The sequence below is a fragment of the Yoonia ponticola genome (assembly GCF_014199395.1).
GTDB lineage: Bacteria > Pseudomonadota > Alphaproteobacteria > Rhodobacterales > Rhodobacteraceae > Yoonia > Yoonia ponticola.
In genome coordinates this window covers 15946-32856 of sequence record NZ_JACIJM010000008.1, presented here as the reverse complement: position 1 = coordinate 32856, position 16911 = coordinate 15946, and the positions used below count along the sequence as shown (strand labels likewise).

18 protein-coding genes and 1 tRNA gene are annotated in these 16911 nt (G+C 53.5%); 12 read left to right on the top strand and 7 right to left on the bottom strand.

What is annotated here, in order from left to right:
- Positions 1 to 15 precede the first annotated feature (15 nt).
- A complete protein-coding gene (gene metF / locus FHS72_RS13490; RefSeq protein WP_183530015.1) occupies positions 16 to 882 on the bottom strand; it encodes a methylenetetrahydrofolate reductase [NAD(P)H] in 867 nt (288 codons plus the stop codon).
- Positions 883 to 975: 93 nt separating this feature from the next.
- On the opposite strand from metF, the gene FHS72_RS13485 reads away from it, so the two are divergent.
- Positions 976 to 1881 (top strand): LysR family transcriptional regulator, encoded by a 906-nt coding sequence (locus FHS72_RS13485; RefSeq protein WP_183530013.1) that lies wholly within the window; start codon positions 976 to 978, stop codon positions 1879 to 1881.
- Here FHS72_RS13485 and FHS72_RS13480 read toward each other — a convergent pair.
- On the bottom strand, positions 1878 to 3860 hold the full coding sequence (locus FHS72_RS13480) for a putative bifunctional diguanylate cyclase/phosphodiesterase (RefSeq protein WP_183530011.1): 1983 nt from the start codon (positions 3858 to 3860) through the stop codon (positions 1878 to 1880). The two genes, FHS72_RS13485 and FHS72_RS13480, sit on opposite strands and share 4 nt — an antisense overlap.
- A gap of 143 nt (positions 3861 to 4003) precedes the next feature.
- Between FHS72_RS13480 and FHS72_RS13475 the strand changes: the two genes are divergently transcribed.
- On the top strand, positions 4004 to 4792 hold the full coding sequence (locus tag FHS72_RS13475) for an inositol monophosphatase family protein (RefSeq protein WP_183530009.1): 789 nt from the start codon (positions 4004 to 4006) through the stop codon (positions 4790 to 4792).
- Here FHS72_RS13475 and FHS72_RS13470 read toward each other — a convergent pair whose 3' ends face one another.
- Positions 4793 to 5536 carry a rhomboid family intramembrane serine protease gene (locus FHS72_RS13470; protein WP_183530007.1) on the bottom strand — a complete coding sequence of 248 codons (744 nt, stop codon included), beginning with the start codon at positions 5534 to 5536 and terminating at the stop codon, positions 4793 to 4795.
- A gap of 149 nt (positions 5537 to 5685) precedes the next feature.
- Here FHS72_RS13470 and FHS72_RS13465 point away from each other — a divergent pair.
- A tRNA-Leu gene (locus FHS72_RS13465) sits at positions 5686 to 5771 on the top strand.
- Between the two features lie 122 nt (positions 5772 to 5893).
- Here FHS72_RS13465 and FHS72_RS13460 read toward each other — a convergent pair.
- Positions 5894 to 6694 carry a lytic murein transglycosylase gene (locus FHS72_RS13460; RefSeq protein WP_183530005.1) on the bottom strand — a complete coding sequence of 267 codons (801 nt, stop codon included), beginning with the start codon at positions 6692 to 6694 and terminating at the stop codon, positions 5894 to 5896.
- 85 nt (positions 6695 to 6779) lie between these two features.
- Positions 6780 to 8492, bottom strand: a complete 1713-nt coding sequence (gene metG, locus FHS72_RS13455; protein ID WP_183530003.1) for a methionine--tRNA ligase — start codon at positions 8490 to 8492, stop codon at positions 6780 to 6782.
- A 141-nt stretch (positions 8493 to 8633) separates the two neighbouring features.
- Here metG and FHS72_RS13450 point away from each other — a divergent pair, with 141 nt between their 5' ends.
- From FHS72_RS13450 to FHS72_RS13425, 6 genes are all read left to right on the top strand, one after another.
- On the top strand, positions 8634 to 9101 hold the full coding sequence (locus FHS72_RS13450; RefSeq protein WP_183530001.1) for a hypothetical protein: 468 nt from the start codon (positions 8634 to 8636) through the stop codon (positions 9099 to 9101).
- 34 nt (positions 9102 to 9135) lie between these two features.
- Positions 9136 to 10179, top strand: a complete 1044-nt coding sequence (locus tag FHS72_RS13445) for an aldo/keto reductase (protein ID WP_183529999.1) — start codon at positions 9136 to 9138, stop codon at positions 10177 to 10179.
- A 132-nt stretch (positions 10180 to 10311) separates the two neighbouring features.
- Positions 10312 to 11223, top strand: a complete 912-nt coding sequence (gene bcoG, locus FHS72_RS13440) for a 3-dehydrocarnitine:acetyl-CoA trimethylamine transferase BcoG (RefSeq protein ID WP_183529997.1) — start codon at positions 10312 to 10314, stop codon at positions 11221 to 11223.
- Positions 11220 to 11777: a lipocalin family protein gene (locus FHS72_RS13435; RefSeq protein ID WP_183529995.1), complete on the top strand. Its 558-nt coding sequence runs from the start codon at positions 11220 to 11222 to the stop codon at positions 11775 to 11777. Before bcoG ends, FHS72_RS13435 begins: the two co-directional genes overlap by 4 nt.
- Positions 11774 to 13237, top strand: a complete 1464-nt coding sequence (locus tag FHS72_RS13430; RefSeq protein WP_183529993.1) for a carnitine 3-dehydrogenase — start codon at positions 11774 to 11776, stop codon at positions 13235 to 13237. Before FHS72_RS13435 ends, FHS72_RS13430 begins: the two co-directional genes overlap by 4 nt.
- A gap of 38 nt (positions 13238 to 13275) precedes the next feature.
- The gene (locus tag FHS72_RS13425; RefSeq protein WP_246414690.1) at positions 13276 to 14181 is read left to right on the top strand and encodes an EamA family transporter; all 906 of its coding nucleotides are present in this window, start codon (positions 13276 to 13278) and stop codon (positions 14179 to 14181) included.
- Here the strand turns inward: FHS72_RS13425 and FHS72_RS13420 are convergent.
- Positions 14178 to 14849, bottom strand: a complete 672-nt coding sequence (locus FHS72_RS13420) for an NUDIX hydrolase (RefSeq protein ID WP_183529991.1) — start codon at positions 14847 to 14849, stop codon at positions 14178 to 14180. The genes FHS72_RS13425 and FHS72_RS13420 overlap by 4 nt on opposite strands.
- Positions 14850 to 15245 carry a DUF983 domain-containing protein gene (locus FHS72_RS13415; protein WP_183529989.1) on the bottom strand — a complete coding sequence of 132 codons (396 nt, stop codon included), beginning with the start codon at positions 15243 to 15245 and terminating at the stop codon, positions 14850 to 14852.
- Positions 15246 to 15430: 185 nt separating this feature from the next.
- Between FHS72_RS13415 and FHS72_RS13410 the strand changes: the two genes are divergently transcribed.
- From FHS72_RS13410 to FHS72_RS13400, 3 genes are read left to right on the top strand one after another with little or no spacing between them, the layout of a single operon-like run.
- Positions 15431 to 15922, top strand: coding sequence for an EF-hand domain-containing protein (locus tag FHS72_RS13410; RefSeq protein ID WP_183529987.1), 492 nt, complete (start codon positions 15431 to 15433; stop codon positions 15920 to 15922).
- Positions 15923 to 15976: 54 nt separating this feature from the next.
- A complete protein-coding gene (locus FHS72_RS13405) occupies positions 15977 to 16564 on the top strand; it encodes an RNA polymerase sigma factor (RefSeq protein ID WP_183530221.1) in 588 nt (195 codons plus the stop codon).
- On the top strand, positions 16557 to 16907 hold the full coding sequence (locus tag FHS72_RS13400; RefSeq protein WP_183529985.1) for a hypothetical protein: 351 nt from the start codon (positions 16557 to 16559) through the stop codon (positions 16905 to 16907). Before FHS72_RS13405 ends, FHS72_RS13400 begins: the two co-directional genes overlap by 8 nt.
- Positions 16908 to 16911: the final 4 nt, after the last annotated feature.

The following is a 16911-nucleotide window of genomic DNA, read 5'->3' as shown; positions in this document are numbered from 1 at the left end:
CCGCATTTTGTCCGGTCAGGCGACGTTTTGCAATTGCGTCTTTGGCGTAATGCCAAGCGCATGGCAAACATCGCGGGTCAATTCAGGGCGGTTCAATGTGTAAAAATGCAGGTCGTTGACGCCGCCAGTCAACAATTCGTCGCAAAGTTCCGTCGCCAAGGCGGTTGCGAGAAGGTCCGTTGTGCCGTCGCGGGTAGCATTCGTGAATGCGTCGCGCACCACCTGCGGGATCGATGTGCCACAGCGGTTTGCGAATTTTTCTGCGCCAGTCCAGTTTTCGATCGGTAAAATGCCTGGAATGATCGGCGCGTCGATACCGGCTTTGACGCAAGCGTCGCGGAAGCGGAAAAATGTGTCGGCTTCAAAGAAAAACTGTGTGATGGCAGATGATGCACCGGCGTCTATTTTGCGTTTTAGGAATGCGATATCAGCGGCTTGATCACGTGCTTCGGGGTGTTTTTCTGGGTATGCACCGACGCGAATGTTGAACTGTCCCGTTTCTGCAAGACCTGCGATCAGATCAACAGAAGAGGCAAAGCCGTCGGGATGTGCTGAGAACGTTGTCTCACCTTGGGGTGCATCGCCGCGCAATGCGACGATTTCAGTGACGCCGTTGTCCGCATAAGATTGAGCGATCTCAAGAGTTTCAGCTTTGGTCGCATTCACACAGGTCAGATGCGCCGCTACGTTTAGCCCACTTGTGCGGTGGATCGTTGTCACAGCATCATGGGTCAACTGCCGCGTCGTCCCGCCTGCGCCATAGGTTACCGAAACAAATGTTGGATCAAGCGGCGCGAGCGTGTTCACGCAATCCCAAAGGCGGAATGAACCAGCAAGCGATTTAGGCGGGAAAAACTCGAACGATACATTGGGCAAAGACATTTGACGTTTCCTATCAGGGTTATCCGCTTGTCTCATTTCACGGGACATGAGACAATTTCATAACTTTCACCAAGATGATGAGTTGTACTCACAATGCACATTGAGTTTCGGCACCTGCGGACGATCAAGGCGATTCACGATTCCGGAGGGCTTGCGCGCGCGGCAGATCAGTTGAACATAACGCAATCGGCGTTGTCACATCAGATCAAAGGCATCGAAGATCAAGCCGGCGTCGAATTGTTTGTCCGTCGGTCCAAACCGTTAAAGTTATCTGCGGCGGGGATGCGACTATTGGTGGCGGCTGAAAATATTCTGCCGCAAGTCGCAGCACTTGAGTTGGAATTTGAAGGATTAATCGCAGGAAAGTCGGGGCGCCTTCACATCGCAATCGAGTGTCACGCCTGTTTCGAATGGCTTTTTCCTGTCCTCGAAGGGTTCCGCAAGGCATGGCCAGATGTGGACGTGGATATCAGACCGGGTCTCGCGTTCGACGCCTTGCCTGCATTGCGCAAAGAAGAAGTCGATCTAGTTGTCTCGTCCGATCCAGAAGATTTACCGGGGACTGATTTCACGCCTTTGTTTGACTATGAGCCAGTTTTTGTCGCTTCGGCGAACCATCCGTTAGCGCAAAAAAAATATATCGATGCGGAAGATTTCATCGGGGAAACTCTGATTACTTACCCAGTTGACCGCGAAAGGTTGGACGTCTTTAGTCAACTTTTGATACCAAGTCATATTGAGCCAAAGTCTATCCGGCAGGTTGAACTGACTGCGATGATCCTGCTTTTGGTGGCATCCAATCGCGGGGTCGCCGTTTTACCCGATTGGGTCGTGCGGCAAGTCCGTTACAATTCGGACTACGTCACGCTGCCGTTAACCAAAAACGGGATAACCCGCCGATTGTACGCTGCGACGAGAGATGATGAGACCAACCTTCCGTTTATGGCGCATCTTATTCGCCTTGCCCGTCAAGAAGCTGTTAAATTGCAACGCACTTAAGCGGCATCTTCGGCTTCTGTTGTTTCGGTCGCGCGGGTTTTTGTGAATGGAACGCCGAGATGATGTTGCCGCCAAAGTGCATCACGTGCTTCATTGTGCGGCATCGCGGGGCTGTAATAAAAACCCTGACAAATTGTGCAGCCCATTTTACGAAGAAGGGTACGTTGGGTTTCGGTTTCGACGCCCTCTGCAATCACTTTGACACCCAATCCCTTGCCTATTCCCAAAAATCCTTCGACCAAAACTTCTGCGGCTTTGTCATGACCGAGGCCACGCACAAACCCCGTGTCGAGTTTGAGTTCATCAAATTCCAACTCTCGTAGATGCTTGAAAGACGCAAAGCCGGTGCCAAAATCATCGAGAGAAATGCGAATGCCCGCTTTGCGAAATGCAGCGATAGATTCTTGGATCAGATTGCCAGAGCGCGCAATGAAGACGTCTTCTGTAACTTCAAATGTAAGCTTCGATCGAGCCTGCGGGAATTTTTCAATCAATTCCATCACGGATGCGCGACCCGATAAGGTCGCCAGAGTGACCTCTGGTAAGTTGACGGACACCTCACCGGGATCGAACCCTTCTTTTTGCCAGTCTTCAATTTGCTGGAGGACAAGACCTGTCGTTCTCATCAAGAATTCCGATTGGAGCCCCAGTTCATCAATGTATGGCAGAAATTTTCCGGGGAGTAGTAAGCCACGTGTAGGATGTCGCCAGCGTGAAAGTGCCTCGAATCCCTCAATAAACCCTGTTTCGAGATTGATTTTCGGTTGGTAATAGGGCGCGATGTTCTGTTTCTGCATCGCCCGAAGAATTGTGACACGGTCGTCCAGCGAGGCGCGGATCGGGAAGTTGTTGCGATCATAGACAAACGCACTTTGGCCAGGATCATTTTTGGCTTTGTACATGGCCTGATCCGCGCCCGACGCAATGCCTGCGAGTGTATCCTGAGAAGAGCTAGTGAGCGCGACACCAACGCTTGCACCAACTTCAAGTTGCTTATGATCGACGATAATCGGTTGTTTGATGACATTCGCGATCTCTGTCGCCAACCGCAGTGCTTGAGCAGAGTTTTGAACGCCAGAGATTGCCGTCGCAAATTCATCGCCCCCTAATCGTGCAACCACACCACTACTGCCCACAAATTTCGACAGGCGTTCGGCCACGGCGACGAGAACGGCATCGCCCGCTTTGTGGCTGTAACTGTCGTTAATCGGTTTAAACCCGTCCAAATCAATCAAAAAGTATCCAAGTTGACTGCGATCACGGTTGCTGCGTCGTGGTAAGAGCAATGTTGCTGCTTCCTCGAATGCACGGCGATTCATGAGACCTGTCAGATGGTCGTGACGGGTTAGAAATTCGAGTTCGGTCAGGCGCTTGTCGGCGTCTTTTCGAGCCTCTGCCAGTTTTGTTAATGTGTCTTTTTGCGCCGACATCGTTTGCAAAGCGTTGACTGCGTAGGCCACGAGCATGGCGACGGCCGCGCACCATTCGAGCAATGTTGATTGAAGCGTTGGCGCCATAAATCCTTGCCAGAACATGAGCGTTGTCATGGCGAAGAGGGAGGCGATCAAGCTCCAGTAAAAGAAAGGGAGTGCGGCGTAAGAATTCGAGATGTGGACGTGAACACCAAAGAGCCAAAGTAATCCCACGACGAGCAGCGCATCCGAGCCATGAGCAGCAAGAATGATCGCGGGGGCGAGCATGGGCCAAATCCCCAGCCAGTTGACGGTCCAAAGTGCAAAACATGCCCCAAACGAGAGTTGCGGACCGGTTAGGGAAATCCGTCGGTTAATCATCCGCGCTATGACTTCGGATGTAACGATGATTGCCGACCAGAAAATAGCGACGTTGCGATACCCGAACTGCCAACAAATGAGCATGATCATCAACGCTGCGATGAGCCGTTTTAGCGCATCCCGATTGGTTACATGAACTGCGACTCGCGTTTGGTATTTGAAGTGGTCGACAAGTGATAATGACATGAGCATTCCGACAGATTTTCCGTCAACACACCACAAAGCTCTCAATAATGAGTTAAGGCTCGACCAACAAAATCAATCGTAGCCCTTGTTCCGCAATCCGTTGCGGCCTATAGCGCCGTCTTATCCTGCAATCGGAGGCCCCTATGTCAGGCAGTGCGAATCTCAACGTGATGATGAAAACCGCTCGCAAAGTGGGGCGTACTTTGTTGAAAGACTTCACAGAAGTTGAACAACTTCAGGTGAGCACGAAAGGCCCCGGCGACTTTGTGACCCGCGCTGATCGTCAAGCCGAAGAAACGATTCGCGAAGATTTGATGGAAGCTCGTCCAACTTACGGGTTTCTGGGCGAAGAAGGGTCCAACATCGAAGGCGAAGATCCGACGCGTCGTTGGATTGTGGACCCGCTGGATGGCACCACGAACTTCTTGCATGGACTGCCGCATTGGGCTGTTTCAATCGCCTTGGAACATAAGGGCACTATCGTCGCGGGCGTGATCTACGATCCGGTGAAAGATGAGATGTTTTATGCCGAAAAAGGCCAAGGTGCCTTTGTGAACGAAAGCCGGATGCGTGTGTCTGGTCGTCACCGGATGACCGATTGCGTATTTGCGACGGGTCTTCCGTGGGCTGGCCGCAGTGATTTGCCGGAAACGTTGCAAGATTTGGCACGTGTTTTGCCCGCCACGTCCGGCGTGCGCCGTTTTGGGGCTGCATCGCTCGACCTCGCCTATGTTGCCGCTGGTCGCTACGATGGCTTCTGGGAACGCCGCCTCAAGGTGTGGGACATCGCTGCGGGCATCATCATCGTGAAAGAAGCGGGTGGACTGCTTGAGCCGATGAACCCAGAGGGCGATCCGTTGGTCGACGGCGCGTTGATCTGTGCAAACGAAGCTATTTTTGCGACGTTCGCCAAGGTAATTCGCAATAAATAATCAGCGCCTTTTGACCGCCGGTATTGATGATTTCTGGAACTTATACTTAGCATCTGGGTGCGGGGGATGGCCGTCTGTGACGGTCCAATAATCCGCCGCCCCACGCTTGATCCACAGCGGTAACGTGATGATTAAGCCAATGATAAAACCGCCCGCGTGCGCCCAATACGCAACGCCACCGCCGTTCGGATCAGCGCCGACGCCACCGAATAGTTGGATTACAAACCAAAGCCCCAGCGTGATCCATGATGGTACTGGGAATACTTTGAAAAATATGATGAAAATTACTAGGATGTCGACTTTGGCTTTGGGGAACATCAGTAAATATCCCCCCATGACGCCTGCGATTGCACCTGATGCGCCAACCGTTGCGACTTGGGAATTTGGTCCAGACCAGAACTGCGCAAGGTCAGCTCCAACACCGGAAATAAGGTAGAAGGCTAAAAACGGGATCGCGCCCATTTCTTCCTCCATGTTGTCGCCGAAAATCCATAAGAACAGCATGTTAGCCGCCAGATGCATGAAACCTGCGTGGATAAACAGCGACGTGACCAGAGACGGGTAGTTTTCGCCTGCCGAAAGGCGGGCTGGGATCATCGCGTAGTCATAATAGTAGCGACTGATTGCGGTTTCATTCCCTAAGGCAATTAAGCCATAGATATAGACGGCGATGTTGATCGCTATCAACATATTGGTCACGTACGGCGTGGATTGAGACGGGTTGTGATCGCGAATTGGAAACATATTCAGACGTTCTGCGAAGCTGTGGGCGAGGTCAAGCGCGTGATGCTCGCCAGTTGTGTTCCCGTCCAATTCTACATGGTGCGAAAATCTAAATTGTGACCCTTGCCCCTGCGCTGATGACCGCATAGACAAATACTACCTCAACACGTGCCCGCGTGGTGGAATGGTAGACATCAGAGACTTAAAATCTCTTGGCCGCAAGGCCGTGCCGGTTCGAGTCCGGCCGCGGGTACCACGTTTTCCAAAATTTTGAATGTGTGGATAATGTAACGTCTAAATTTGCGACGTTGTTCGAAATGTGAAATCCAGAGCGACAGTTTAATCGTTTTGCGCCGCTCCAGATTGGAAATTTGAAAGTTATCCGTCAATCCGAACGGCGGATAATGCGATGGCTTTTTGATAAACCGTAGCTGCGTTCCATTCATTCAACACGCGGAAATTCTGCGTGCCTTCTTGATAGGGTTGGCCCGGCTGCCAGCCCTTTTGGCGAAGAAAATTCGCAGTCGACGCCAGTGAATCAGATACAGAATATAGATCGACGCGTCCGTTTCTGTCGGCATCGACACCATATGTTAACGCATTGCCGGGTAAAAACTGGGTGTGACCCATTTCGCCGTGTGCTGCGCCGCGTTGACCTGCAGCGAGGCCGCCCTGATCAACAAGTTTAAGCGCCGCAATTGCGTGTGGTGTGAAGAACGCAGCGCGTCTGCAATCATAGGCTACTGTTGTGATAGAATCGATCACGGGCGTGCTGCCCAGGTTCCGGCCGAATCCGGTTTCCATGCCGTGAATCGCAAGCAGGATGCCGGCAGGGACGCCGTAAACCTGCTCTAGCGACGCGTAAAACGAAGGGTTCTGGTTTTTGACATTGCGAGCCTGTCCCGCGAAGCTGTCCAGCGATCCAAGGCGGATGCGGATAAACTCGTCGAGTTCATAGCGCACGCCGCGTTGGTTGCGGTCGGCTGAGATTGTGGACGTGGAATATGATGCATTTGCAAGGGCTTGTAGGCCGTTCTGACCAACCCCGTTTGCAGCAGCTTCGGCAGCAAAGGCTTGTTTCCAAGCCGCAAAGCCGCTCGCGTCATTGCCACATGTTGCAGCTACCGTCGTTGTCGCCAGCAGCGATACGCCGATGGCTGTGGTGAGTGTCTTTAACATAAGTATCGTTCCCCAACTCTGTAAAGTTGGGGAAGTCTATCATGTTCGGGCAGGGTGCCAATCAGGCTTTCCCACGCAATAGCGGTTAATCGCGCGTTCCCGCAAAGCGTTCAGCCCATTCTGCGCGTTCGTCGTCGGTGATTTTGCGGAACAGGTTTTCTGGGACTTCGAAAGCATGGCCCGAGGGCAGCGCGTTCAGCGCGGTTTTCATGTCGGTCGGCCATGCTGTGTCTTCGGTCTTCATCGCGGCGAGCATTGTGGCGCTGGCGTCTGGGATGAACGGTGCCGACAGGATCGCATAGATGCGGATCAGATTTAGACCTGCGCGGACTTGCATTGCCGCAGTATCGGGATCGGTTTTGAACGTTGTCCATGGTGCGTTTGCTTGCAAATATTCGTTGCCCAACACCCAAATGCTGCGCAGTTCTGCCGCGGCTTTGCGGACCTCGATCGCGTCCATGTAGCCTTCAAACGCTGCGACGCGCGTCGTAAGATCAGCGATAAGTTGCTCTTCGGATGCACCAAATGGCACGCCTTCCGGGACGGCTTCAGAGAACTTCGACCGGCAGAATTTGGTGATCCGGCTGACAAAGTTGCCAAGCACGTCGGCGAGGTCTTTGTTCGTGTCGGTCTGGAATTGTTCCCACGTGAATTCGGCGTCTGAGGTTTCCGGTGCGTGGGACAAAAGCCACCAGCGCCAGTAGTCGGAAGGCAGCAATTCAAGCGCTTGATCCATGAAAACGCCGCGCCCTCGGGACGTCGAAAATTGGCCGCCGTCGTAGTTCAAGTAGTTGAACGATTTAATGTAGTCGACCAACTTCCAGGGCTCTTGGGTTCCCATGATTGTGGCTGGGAACGACAATGTGTGGAAGGGGACATTATCCTTGCCCATGAATTGGGTGTAGGTCACGTCGTCGGCGCCTTTGTCGGTGCGCCACCAGCTTTCCCAATCGGTGCCTTTGCCTTCGTCGACCCATTCTTGGGCGCTCGCGATGTATTCAATCGGGGCGTCGAACCAGACGTAAAACACTTTGCCTTCCATGCCGGGCCAGTCTTCGGTGCCATTTTTGACCGGGATACCCCAATCAAGATCGCGGGTGATGCCGCGGTCTTGCAACCCGTCGCCGTCGTTCAGCCATTTTTTCGCAATCGATGTTGTCAGGATTGGCCAGTCGTTTTTGCTTTCGATCCAATCAGCAAGCGCGCCTTTGAGTTCGGATTGACGCAAATACAAGTGCTTAGTCGTGCGGACTTCGAGATCGGTAGAGCCTGAAATCGTAGAGTGTGCGTTGATTAAATCAGTCGGATCAAGCTGCTTTGTGCAGTTGTCACATTGGTCCCCGCGTGCAGAATCAAAGCCGCAGTTCGGGCAGGTGCCCTCGATATAGCGGTCGGGTAAGAAGCGTCCGTCAGCGACGGAAAACACCTGTTCTTCAATGACTTCGCGGATCAGTCCCATTTCGGCGAGACGTCCAGCAAAGGCTTGGGTCAGGGCATGGTTCTGCGGCGAAGACGAGCGTCCAAAGTGATCAAACGACAGGCGGAACCCGTCAGCGATATTGGCCTGAACGTCGTGCATTTCTGTGCAATATTCGGCAACAGGCTTGCCTGCTTTTGCCGCAGCAAGTTCGGCTGGTGTGCCGTGCTCATCCGTTGCGCACAGAAACAGCACCTCGTGGCCACGGCTGCGCAGGTAGCGGGCAAACAGGTCGGCGGGCAGTTGGCTGCCAACTAGGTTCCCGAGATGCTTGATCCCGTTGATGTAGGGAATTGCAGAAGTGATCAGATGACGGGCCATAATACGTGTCCTTTAAGGTCTTAAGGGTCTTCTAGCCGGACCTGCCGTTAGATGCCAGATACACATGTGCGTTCCATGGCGCTTTCCATTTGCAAGCGGGCGGGATTATAAGGCGCTAAACCACTTTGCAGGAGACACCTGATGAAATTGACCGCTACATTGACCGCCCTCGCCATGACGTTCGCCGCACCTGTTGTTGCACAGGATTTGTACATTGGGGGTGGGCTTGATTATGGTTATCCGCACTCTGGCGATAGCGAGACTTTCGGGTCATTTATTGCTGGTGTGATTTTTGATGTAGGCCCGATTGGCGTTGGTATTGAAGGCGATATCGGTGTGCAGTTAAGCGAAGGTGACGACCGCGAAACATCCCGTGTGCGTGGGCTCGTGACCTATGATTTCGGGCAAATTACGGGGATCGCGAGCGTCGGCGGCGTTCAGTACAAGCGTGGCAGCACAGTGTATGATGGCGAAACCTACGGTCTTGGCGCACAGATGCCAGTGACGAGCATGCTTGACGGTCGCCTTGAATTCATGCGCGATTTTGTTGGTGGTGACTTTGAAACGAACGTGACGACGACGCGCCTGTCGGTGCTGTATAAATTCTAAAACCAGCCCCATTTCAGACAGGAATATTGTGACAATGAAGATGCTTTCGCTCGGCCGGACCGACATTCAAGTGACCGATTGGTGCCTTGGTACGATGACCTACGGCAATCAAACACCGCAAACTGACGCGCATCGTCAGCTCGATATGGCGATTGATGCGGGAATTAACTTTATTGATACGGCTGAGGCCTATCCTGTAAACCCGATCAGCGCCGAAACCGTTGGTCGGTCTGAAGAAATTGTGGGGAATTGGCTAAAATCCCGTGGTCGCCGTGATGACGTTGTCGTGGCGACCAAAGTGTCCGGAAATAACCCCGGATGGATACGCGATGGACGCGGATACGACGGTGATATTATTCGCGAGGCCGTGGATGGCTCTCTCAAGCGGCTGCAGACTGATGTGATTGACCTGTACCAGATGCACTGGCCGGATCGTGGATCATATATGTTCCGGCAAAATTGGACGTTCGATCCCTCTGGGCAGAACCGTGCGCAGACGATGGATCACATGATGGACGTGCTCACGGCATTAGATGACATGGTGAAAGCCGGAAAAGTCCGCGCTATCGGCATGTCGAACGAATCCGCATGGGGCATGACGCAGTGGATGCGCTTGGCAGATGAAAACGGATTGCCGCGCATGGCGTCGGTGCAGAATGAATACTCTTTAATGTGCAGGCTTTACGACACGGACATGGCCGAAATGGCGGTGAACGAAGACGTGACACTGCTGTCGTTCTCGCCTTTGGCCTGTGGATTACTGACGGGCAAATACCAAGGCGGCGCTGTTCCGGATGCCAGCCGCATGTCGCTGAACCCCGAAATGGGCGGACGCATGACAGAGCGGACATTGCCCGTTGCGCAAGTTTACCTTGATCTGGCCGCGAAGCACGGGCTTGATCCGGTGCATATGGCGATGGCATGGCAGCGCACCCGCCCATTCCCCGTTTCAGCGATTTTTGGGGCGACGACCACCGCGCAGTTAGAACATCTGTTGGCAGGCAAAGATGTGACGCTGTCCGACAAGATCTGCGAACAGATCAATCTCGCGAACAAAGCCAACCCCATGCCCTATTAAACTGCTCTGATCCAAATGAGCCTGCCTCGGGCAGGCACGAGATCTTTGGATTGGCTGAACGCTGTCGGTTTCGCGCTTGTCACGCCGTGGGGAATCGAACACGGTTCGGAAAAGCGATAAAGGAGTGAGAACATGCCGTTAGAGATGAACCGAGAGGTGTTTATCACCTGTGCCGTAACCGGATCTGGATCGACACAGGACCGCAGTCCGCATGTTCCACGGTCGCCGCAACAGATTGCGGAAAGCGCGATTGACGCCGCCAAGGCTGGTGCTGCCGTTGTGCATTGCCATGTCCGCGATCCTGAAACCGGGGCACCATCGCGCAAGTTAGAGTTGTATCGCGAGTTGACCGATCGCATTCGCGACGCCGATGTTGATGTAGTTTTGAACCTGACGGCGGGCATGGGCGGTGACATGGTCTTTGGCGGTGTGGATTCACCGCTTCCGACTGTGGATGGGACCGATATGGTTGGTGCTGCCGAACGTGTGGCGCATGTCGCGGAATGTCTGCCAGAGATTTGCACGCTTGATTGCGGCACAATGAATTTCGCCGAAGCCGATTACGTCATGACCAACACGCCCGGAATGCTGACGGCGATGGGGCGCATGATGACCGAATTGCGCGTGAAACCCGAGGTCGAAGCCTTTGACACGGGGCATTTGTGGTATGCAAAACAATTGGTTAAAGACGGTGTTCTTGAACCTGGCGCACTTGTGCAGCTTTGCATGGGCGTGCCGTGGGGCGCCCCTGACGATCTGAATACGTTTATGGCGATGGTCAATAACGTGCCAGACAGCTGGACGTTTTCCGCGTTTGGTTTGGGCCGTTCGCAGATGCCATACGTGGCGGCATCGGTGTTGGCAGGTGGCAATGTGCGCGTTGGGCTCGAAGACAACCTGATGCTGGATCGCGGTGTATTAGCGACGAATGCGCAGCTCGTCGAACGTGCCGCTGGGATCGTCGAAAACCTGGGTGCAAAGGTGATTGGACCTGCCGAGGTGCGTGCAAAGTTGGGACTTGTAAAGCAGGCCCCACGCGGATGAAGCGGTTTGTTCTCGCGTTACTTTTAGCTGGTTGTGCGGCACCTTTGCCGGACGAACCAGTGGGTTCACTGTTCGACGTTTACCGCGATACGGATGTTCAGATTGCATCCAAGGCATTGTTCGAGCCGGAAAAATATTTGGGCACATGGTACGAAATCGCACGGTTTCCGGTGCCATTTGAACGCGGATGCGCAGGGGTAATGGCAGAGTATGGGCAAGGTGACGCAGGACAAATCACTGTCCTGAACACCTGCCGAAATCTGGATGGCACGGTTAGGTCGACCATCAACGGATTTGCCGAAGTCGTGGGGCCGGGCAGACTTGCTGTGACGTTTCCGACGCTACCATTCGGTGCGTCGGACTACTGGGTTTTGTGGACTGATGATGCGTATCGCACAGCGGTCGTTGGGGCGCCCGATGGGCGATCTGGTTGGATTTTGAATCGCGACCCTACGATCCCGCAGGATCGGTTGAAGGCGGCACGAGAAGTCCTTGATTTTAATGGATATGATCTAACGCGGCTCGTCAATGTGCCGCAAGGAGGTGCGCAATGACGCAAATCGCAGCAATTATCGGTGGTGGTGTTATCGGCGGCGGTTGGGTCGCTCGTTTCCTATTGATGGGATGGGACGTGCGCGTGTTCGATCCTGATCCAGAGGCTGAACGTAAAGTAAGTGAAGTCCTTGATAACGCAAGGCGATCTTTGCCAGGCTTGTCCGACGTGGCCTTGCCGGATGAGGGAACGCTGACCTATCACGAGACAATCGCGGAAACCGTCGCGGGTGCTGACTGGATTCAGGAAAGTGTTCCAGAGCGGTTGGAATTGAAGCACAAGGTCTACAAAACGCTTCAAGAGCATTGCGAAAAAGGTGCGATCATCGGGTCCTCTACGAGCGGATTTAAACCGTCAGAGCTACAGCAAGGTGCGCTGAGTCCTGCGCAAATCGTGGTTACGCACCCCTTTAATCCCGTGTACCTTCTGCCTCTAATCGAACTCGTGCCTTCTGCTGAAAACACCGCAGATGTCATTGAAAAGGCCAAGAATATCCTGACCTCCGTCGGCATGTACCCGTTGCATGTACGCGCCGAAATTGATGCGCATATCGCAGATCGGTTTCTCGAAGCGGTGTGGCGCGAGGCGCTGTGGATGATCAAAGACGGCATTGCGACGACTGAAGAGATTGATGACGCCATTCGTTACGGCTTTGGTCTGCGCTGGGCGCAAATGGGGTTGTTCGAAACCTACAGAATTGCCGGCGGAGAGGCCGGTATGCGTCACTTTATTGAGCAATTCGGACCTTGTTTGTCTTGGCCTTGGACCAAACTGATGGATGTTCCTGAGTTGACGGAAGAGTTGATTGACCTGATCGCTGATCAGTCCGATGCGCAATCCGGACATCATTCGATCCGTGATCTTGAGCGGATCAGAGACAACAATCTTGTCACGATTTTGCGCGGATTAAAGGCGCAGGATTATGGCGCAGGCAAGTTGCTGGTGTCACAAGACAAGCAGATGAACTTACTTCCGCAAGCCCTTGATGATATTGCTGATTTCGGGACTGAGGTTGTGACGGTTCACCGCGCAGTTCCGCTGGATTGGACCGACTATAACGGTCACATGAACGAGGCCCGCTATTTGCAGGCTTTTGGCGACGGAACGGATCACCTGATGAAGATCATCGGCTGTGATGCCGATTACATTGCATCGGGCGTCAGCTATTTCACCGCCGAGACGCACATCCGCCACATCGACGAAGTTCTCGCAGGAGCAAAGATTAAGGTCGTGACGCAAGTCATTGCTGGCGAAGGCAAAAAGCTACATCTGTTCCATAGAATGCTGGAAGGTGATCGGTTAATCGCGACGGGCGAACATATGCTGATCCATGTTAGTCTGGAAACGCGCAAAGCATGCGTGCCAGACGAGCGTGTCGCCATCCCGCTTCAAAAGTTGGCAAAGGCACATGCCGCTTTGCCGCGTCCTGATGGGGTAGGGGCTGCAGTCGGGGTGCGTTAAATCATGGTTAAGCTGTTTCGATTGACCGGTGTGTCACCTTGATCGCACCTTGGGTTTTAATCACATGCCTCGCCGCGTTTGCCCAAGCATTGCGGTTTATGTTTCAAAAGCAACTCACCGCATCCGGACTTTCGACGGCTGGGGCGACGTTTGCGCGATTTTTCTTTGCCGCACCTTTTGTGGTCGTGATTGCTATCAGATATGGCATGTCGTCGGGGTACGGCCTTCCGTCGTTACCGAATGTGTTTTGGGGCTACGTTGTAGTTGGCGGTATGTCTCAAATCTTGGCCACAATGTGCGTTGTCGCGTTGTTTTCTATGCGAAACTTTGCAGCCGGGATCACCTTTAAAAAGACAGAAGTCTTACTGAGCGTGTTTATCGGCTTCATCATACTGGGTGACGTGATCACAATGCCGGCGTTGATTGCGATGCTTGTCGGGTTAGGCGGTGTGTTGCTGTTGGCCGATCCACCGCAAGCGACCGGACCTTGGCACAAACGTATTCTGAACAAAGCGGTGCTATTGGGATTATCCTCTGGTCTGTTTTTCGGGCTGTCCGGCGTTAACTATCGGGGCGCGTCCTTGTCGATAGAAGAGGGCGACACGTTCTATCGCGCCATTGTTGCTATGGCTTTTGTTGTGGTTTTTCAATTTGCTACGATGTGTGTCTGGCTAAAATGGCGAGAAGTCGGACAAATTACAGCGGTGTTGCGTGCGTGGCGCGGTGTCAGTCTGGTCGGCCTGACGAGTATGATTGGCACGATCTGTTGGTTCTCGGCCTTTACATTGCAATCAGCAGGCTACGTGAACGCCGTTGGCCAGATCGAACTGCTATTTTCGATCGGGATTGGGATGCTGGTATTTGGTGAGAAAATCTCTGTGCGCGAATGGCAGGGGCTAACGATGCTCACTGCGAGCATCGTGATGCTGGTTCTCGTCGCCTAAAGCGCGTCAGTACCACCAAGACGCGAAATCAAATGCGCTTCGTCATTATTGCGAAAAAATGGAACAGAGCTGATTGGCGTATCGCGCGCGATATGCGCGATTAACTCAGACAAAACGACCTTGGTAATAAACGGCAGGTCAAAGCGCCGCGTGTCTTTTAACGGCACCCATTGCAGGTGGGATAATTCGTCCTCAGCGTTCGAAAAATCATCCAAATCAGTGGCGAGGTTACTCGCATCGACTAAAAAGAACCGCGCATCAAATCTACGCGGTCTCCCGATAGGCGTCACCGCACGGAAAAAGAACGAAAGCGCAGAAGGGTCGGGATAAAATCCAGACGCTGCAAACTCTTCCCAACCGGGTGCTGGCTGGTCCCACTGGCCGGGAGTTCCCAAAATCTGCCCAGTTTCTTCCCACAGTTCGCGAATGGCCGCCGCAGTCAGGGCCGCGTTGGGTATGCGAGATTCGGACCGTAATCTGTTGGCACAACGTGGGTTCATCGGCGGCATGGTCACGGCGGCGTCTTGTGGATCAACCGCGCCCCCGGGGAATACAAATTTCCCCGGCATGAACGCCGCTGATTTGCCGCGTTGGCCCATCAAGACGGACGAACGATCTCGTAAAACGATCACGGTCGCAGCATCTCGAAGGGCGGCTTTGTTGATCATTTAGTTGGAATTTCCGAATCCGTGCATCCGTTTCGCCCATTGGATTGCAACGATCATCCCTTTGAGACGGGGCAACAAAAACAATGATAACGCGACGCTACCGACGGTAAAGATTGTCGCCATAACCATAGGTTCCGGACGGAACCATGACCAAGCAAAGTGAATGCCAAAGCCCAAAATGTGCGCCACAATTAGAATAGTGAGATACGCGGGGCCATCGTCGGCACGATGATGCGACAGGTTTTCGTTACAAACAGGACAGCTATCGGCGACCTTCAAATACCCGTCGAACATATGTCCTTCGCCGCAATTAGGGCACTTGCGACGCAAACCGCGCCACATGGCTGGTTTGATTGGCCGTTCCTCAGAAACAAAGATTTGGGCGGTGTCAGTCATATGAATATCCTTCTCGTAACCTACATGCGGGTTTTCCGCAAAAATGAAAAGGTTTCGCATAAGAGATGCGGCAGCATGTCTCGGGTAGATGAAAATAATGTAAAAAATTGCGACGGAAGTTTTCCAGTCATCCGTTTGATAAGCAGTTCCGGTGATAATCCGGCAATGACTGAAAAGGAAAGACTATGAAAACTCAAGTATTGATGGCAGCAATCGTCGCAGGTTTTGGGTTGGTCGCGACCGGCGCTGTGGCGCAAGAGCGCCCAGATTTCGCAACCTTGGATACTAACGGCGATGGCGCAATCTCAATCACCGAGTTGCAAGCACAAGGCGAACAGCGCTTTGCGACCGCCGACACGGATGGCAACGGCGCGTTGTCTGAAGCAGAGCTTTTGGCCCAAGCGTCAGAGCGCGCTGAGGACCGTGCTGCGAAAATGGTCGAACGCATGATGGAAAAACTCGACGAAAACGGCGATGGCGAGATCCAACAAAGCGAAATGCCAGAACGCGACAGCGACCGTGGCGAACGGATGTTCGAGCGGGCTGATGCCAACGACGACGGTGTTCTGAGCGCCGAAGAGTTCGAGGCCGCTGCAGATCACGAACGCGGTGGACGTCGCGGTGAACACGGCGACAAGCGCGGCGAAGGTCGTGAAGCACGTGGCGATCGCGGCTGAATAGATGCGAAGAGGGGTTGTTTGTGCTTAGAAAATGATGTGGCTTCACAGCAGATGACAGATGCGATTGACCCCTCGACGTCCGACGCGGCTTTGCTTGCGGCTTATGCCGCAGGCGATTCCGGCGCGGCGCAAACCTTAGCTGCACGGTTGTTACCGGGCGTGTTAGGGCAGGCGACGCGTATGTTAACGGATCGCATCGAAGCCGAAGATGTCGCGCAGGATGCGATGATGCGGCTTTGGAAGATTGCGCCAGATTGGCGAGACGGGGAAGCCCAAATTTCGACGTGGCTTTACCGTGTGGTCGCAAATTTATGCACGGATAGGTTGCGAAAGCGACAACGTGCAGGGTCTGTTGGCATGGATCAGATTGCTGAGCCTGCTGATCCAACGCCGGGCGTCGCCGAACAGATGCAGACGAACGCGCGGATGACGGCATTGTCCGATGCGTTGGGCCAATTGCCAGAACGGCAGGCGCAGGCTGTGTCATTGCGCCACCTCGAAGGGCTCGCGAACCCTGAAATAGCAGAGATCATGGACATTAGCGTGCGGTCCGTGGAAAGTTTAACGGCACGTGGAAAGCGGGCGCTGGCCAATCTTTTAGCCGGACGCCGCGCAACACTGGGATATGACGATGACTGATCGAGATCAAATTGAACTTGATAATCTACTCGCGCAAACCGCGCTGATGAAACCGGTCGTGCCGCAGGATTTGATGGCGCGGGTAATGATTGACGCTGAACAAGTGCAGCCGCATTTAAACGACGTGACGAAACGCAGCATTTGGTCGTCAGTTTTGGATATTATCGGCGGCTGGCCAGGTGTTGGCGGGCTTGCTTTGGCAGGCGTGGCCGGGCTTTGGATTGGTGTCGCACCTCCTGTTGGGCTCGAATCTATGGCGACTACAGTATTAGGCTCAACCCAAACGGTAGACTTGTTCGGCGGCGATATGCTGGGAAATTTTGCAGATGGATTGGATGGTTGAAGTG

Excerpts from the sequence above, each read along its gene's own strand:
- FHS72_RS13405 (WP_183530221.1), top strand. The coding sequence starts at position 15,977 with ATGACAGATGCGATTGACCCCTCGACGTCCGACGCGGCTTTGCTTGCG.
- bcoG (WP_183529997.1), top strand. The coding sequence starts at position 10,312 with ATGCCGTTAGAGATGAACCGAGAGGTGTTTATCACCTGTGCCGTAACC.
- metG (WP_183530003.1), bottom strand. The coding sequence starts at position 8,492 with ATGGCCCGTCATCTGATCACTTCTGCAATTCCCTACATCAACGGGATC.
- FHS72_RS13435 (WP_183529995.1), top strand. The coding sequence starts at position 11,220 with ATGAAGCGGTTTGTTCTCGCGTTACTTTTAGCTGGTTGTGCGGCACCT.
- FHS72_RS13415 (WP_183529989.1), bottom strand. The coding sequence starts at position 15,245 with ATGACTGACACCGCCCAAATCTTTGTTTCTGAGGAACGGCCAATCAAA.
- FHS72_RS13480 (WP_183530011.1), bottom strand. The coding sequence starts at position 3,860 with ATGTCATTATCACTTGTCGACCACTTCAAATACCAAACGCGAGTCGCA.
- FHS72_RS13410 (WP_183529987.1), top strand. The coding sequence starts at position 15,431 with ATGAAAACTCAAGTATTGATGGCAGCAATCGTCGCAGGTTTTGGGTTG.
- FHS72_RS13485 (WP_183530013.1), top strand. The coding sequence starts at position 976 with ATGCACATTGAGTTTCGGCACCTGCGGACGATCAAGGCGATTCACGAT.
- FHS72_RS13475 (WP_183530009.1), top strand. The coding sequence starts at position 4,004 with ATGTCAGGCAGTGCGAATCTCAACGTGATGATGAAAACCGCTCGCAAA.
- FHS72_RS13450 (WP_183530001.1), top strand. The coding sequence starts at position 8,634 with ATGAAATTGACCGCTACATTGACCGCCCTCGCCATGACGTTCGCCGCA.
- FHS72_RS13445 (WP_183529999.1), top strand. The coding sequence starts at position 9,136 with ATGAAGATGCTTTCGCTCGGCCGGACCGACATTCAAGTGACCGATTGG.
- metF (WP_183530015.1), bottom strand. The coding sequence starts at position 882 with ATGTCTTTGCCCAATGTATCGTTCGAGTTTTTCCCGCCTAAATCGCTT.
- FHS72_RS13420 (WP_183529991.1), bottom strand. The coding sequence starts at position 14,849 with ATGATCAACAAAGCCGCCCTTCGAGATGCTGCGACCGTGATCGTTTTA.
- FHS72_RS13430 (WP_183529993.1), top strand. The coding sequence starts at position 11,774 with ATGACGCAAATCGCAGCAATTATCGGTGGTGGTGTTATCGGCGGCGGT.
- FHS72_RS13470 (WP_183530007.1), bottom strand. The coding sequence starts at position 5,536 with ATGTTTCCAATTCGCGATCACAACCCGTCTCAATCCACGCCGTACGTG.
- FHS72_RS13400 (WP_183529985.1), top strand. The coding sequence starts at position 16,557 with ATGACTGATCGAGATCAAATTGAACTTGATAATCTACTCGCGCAAACC.
- FHS72_RS13460 (WP_183530005.1), bottom strand. The coding sequence starts at position 6,694 with ATGTTAAAGACACTCACCACAGCCATCGGCGTATCGCTGCTGGCGACA.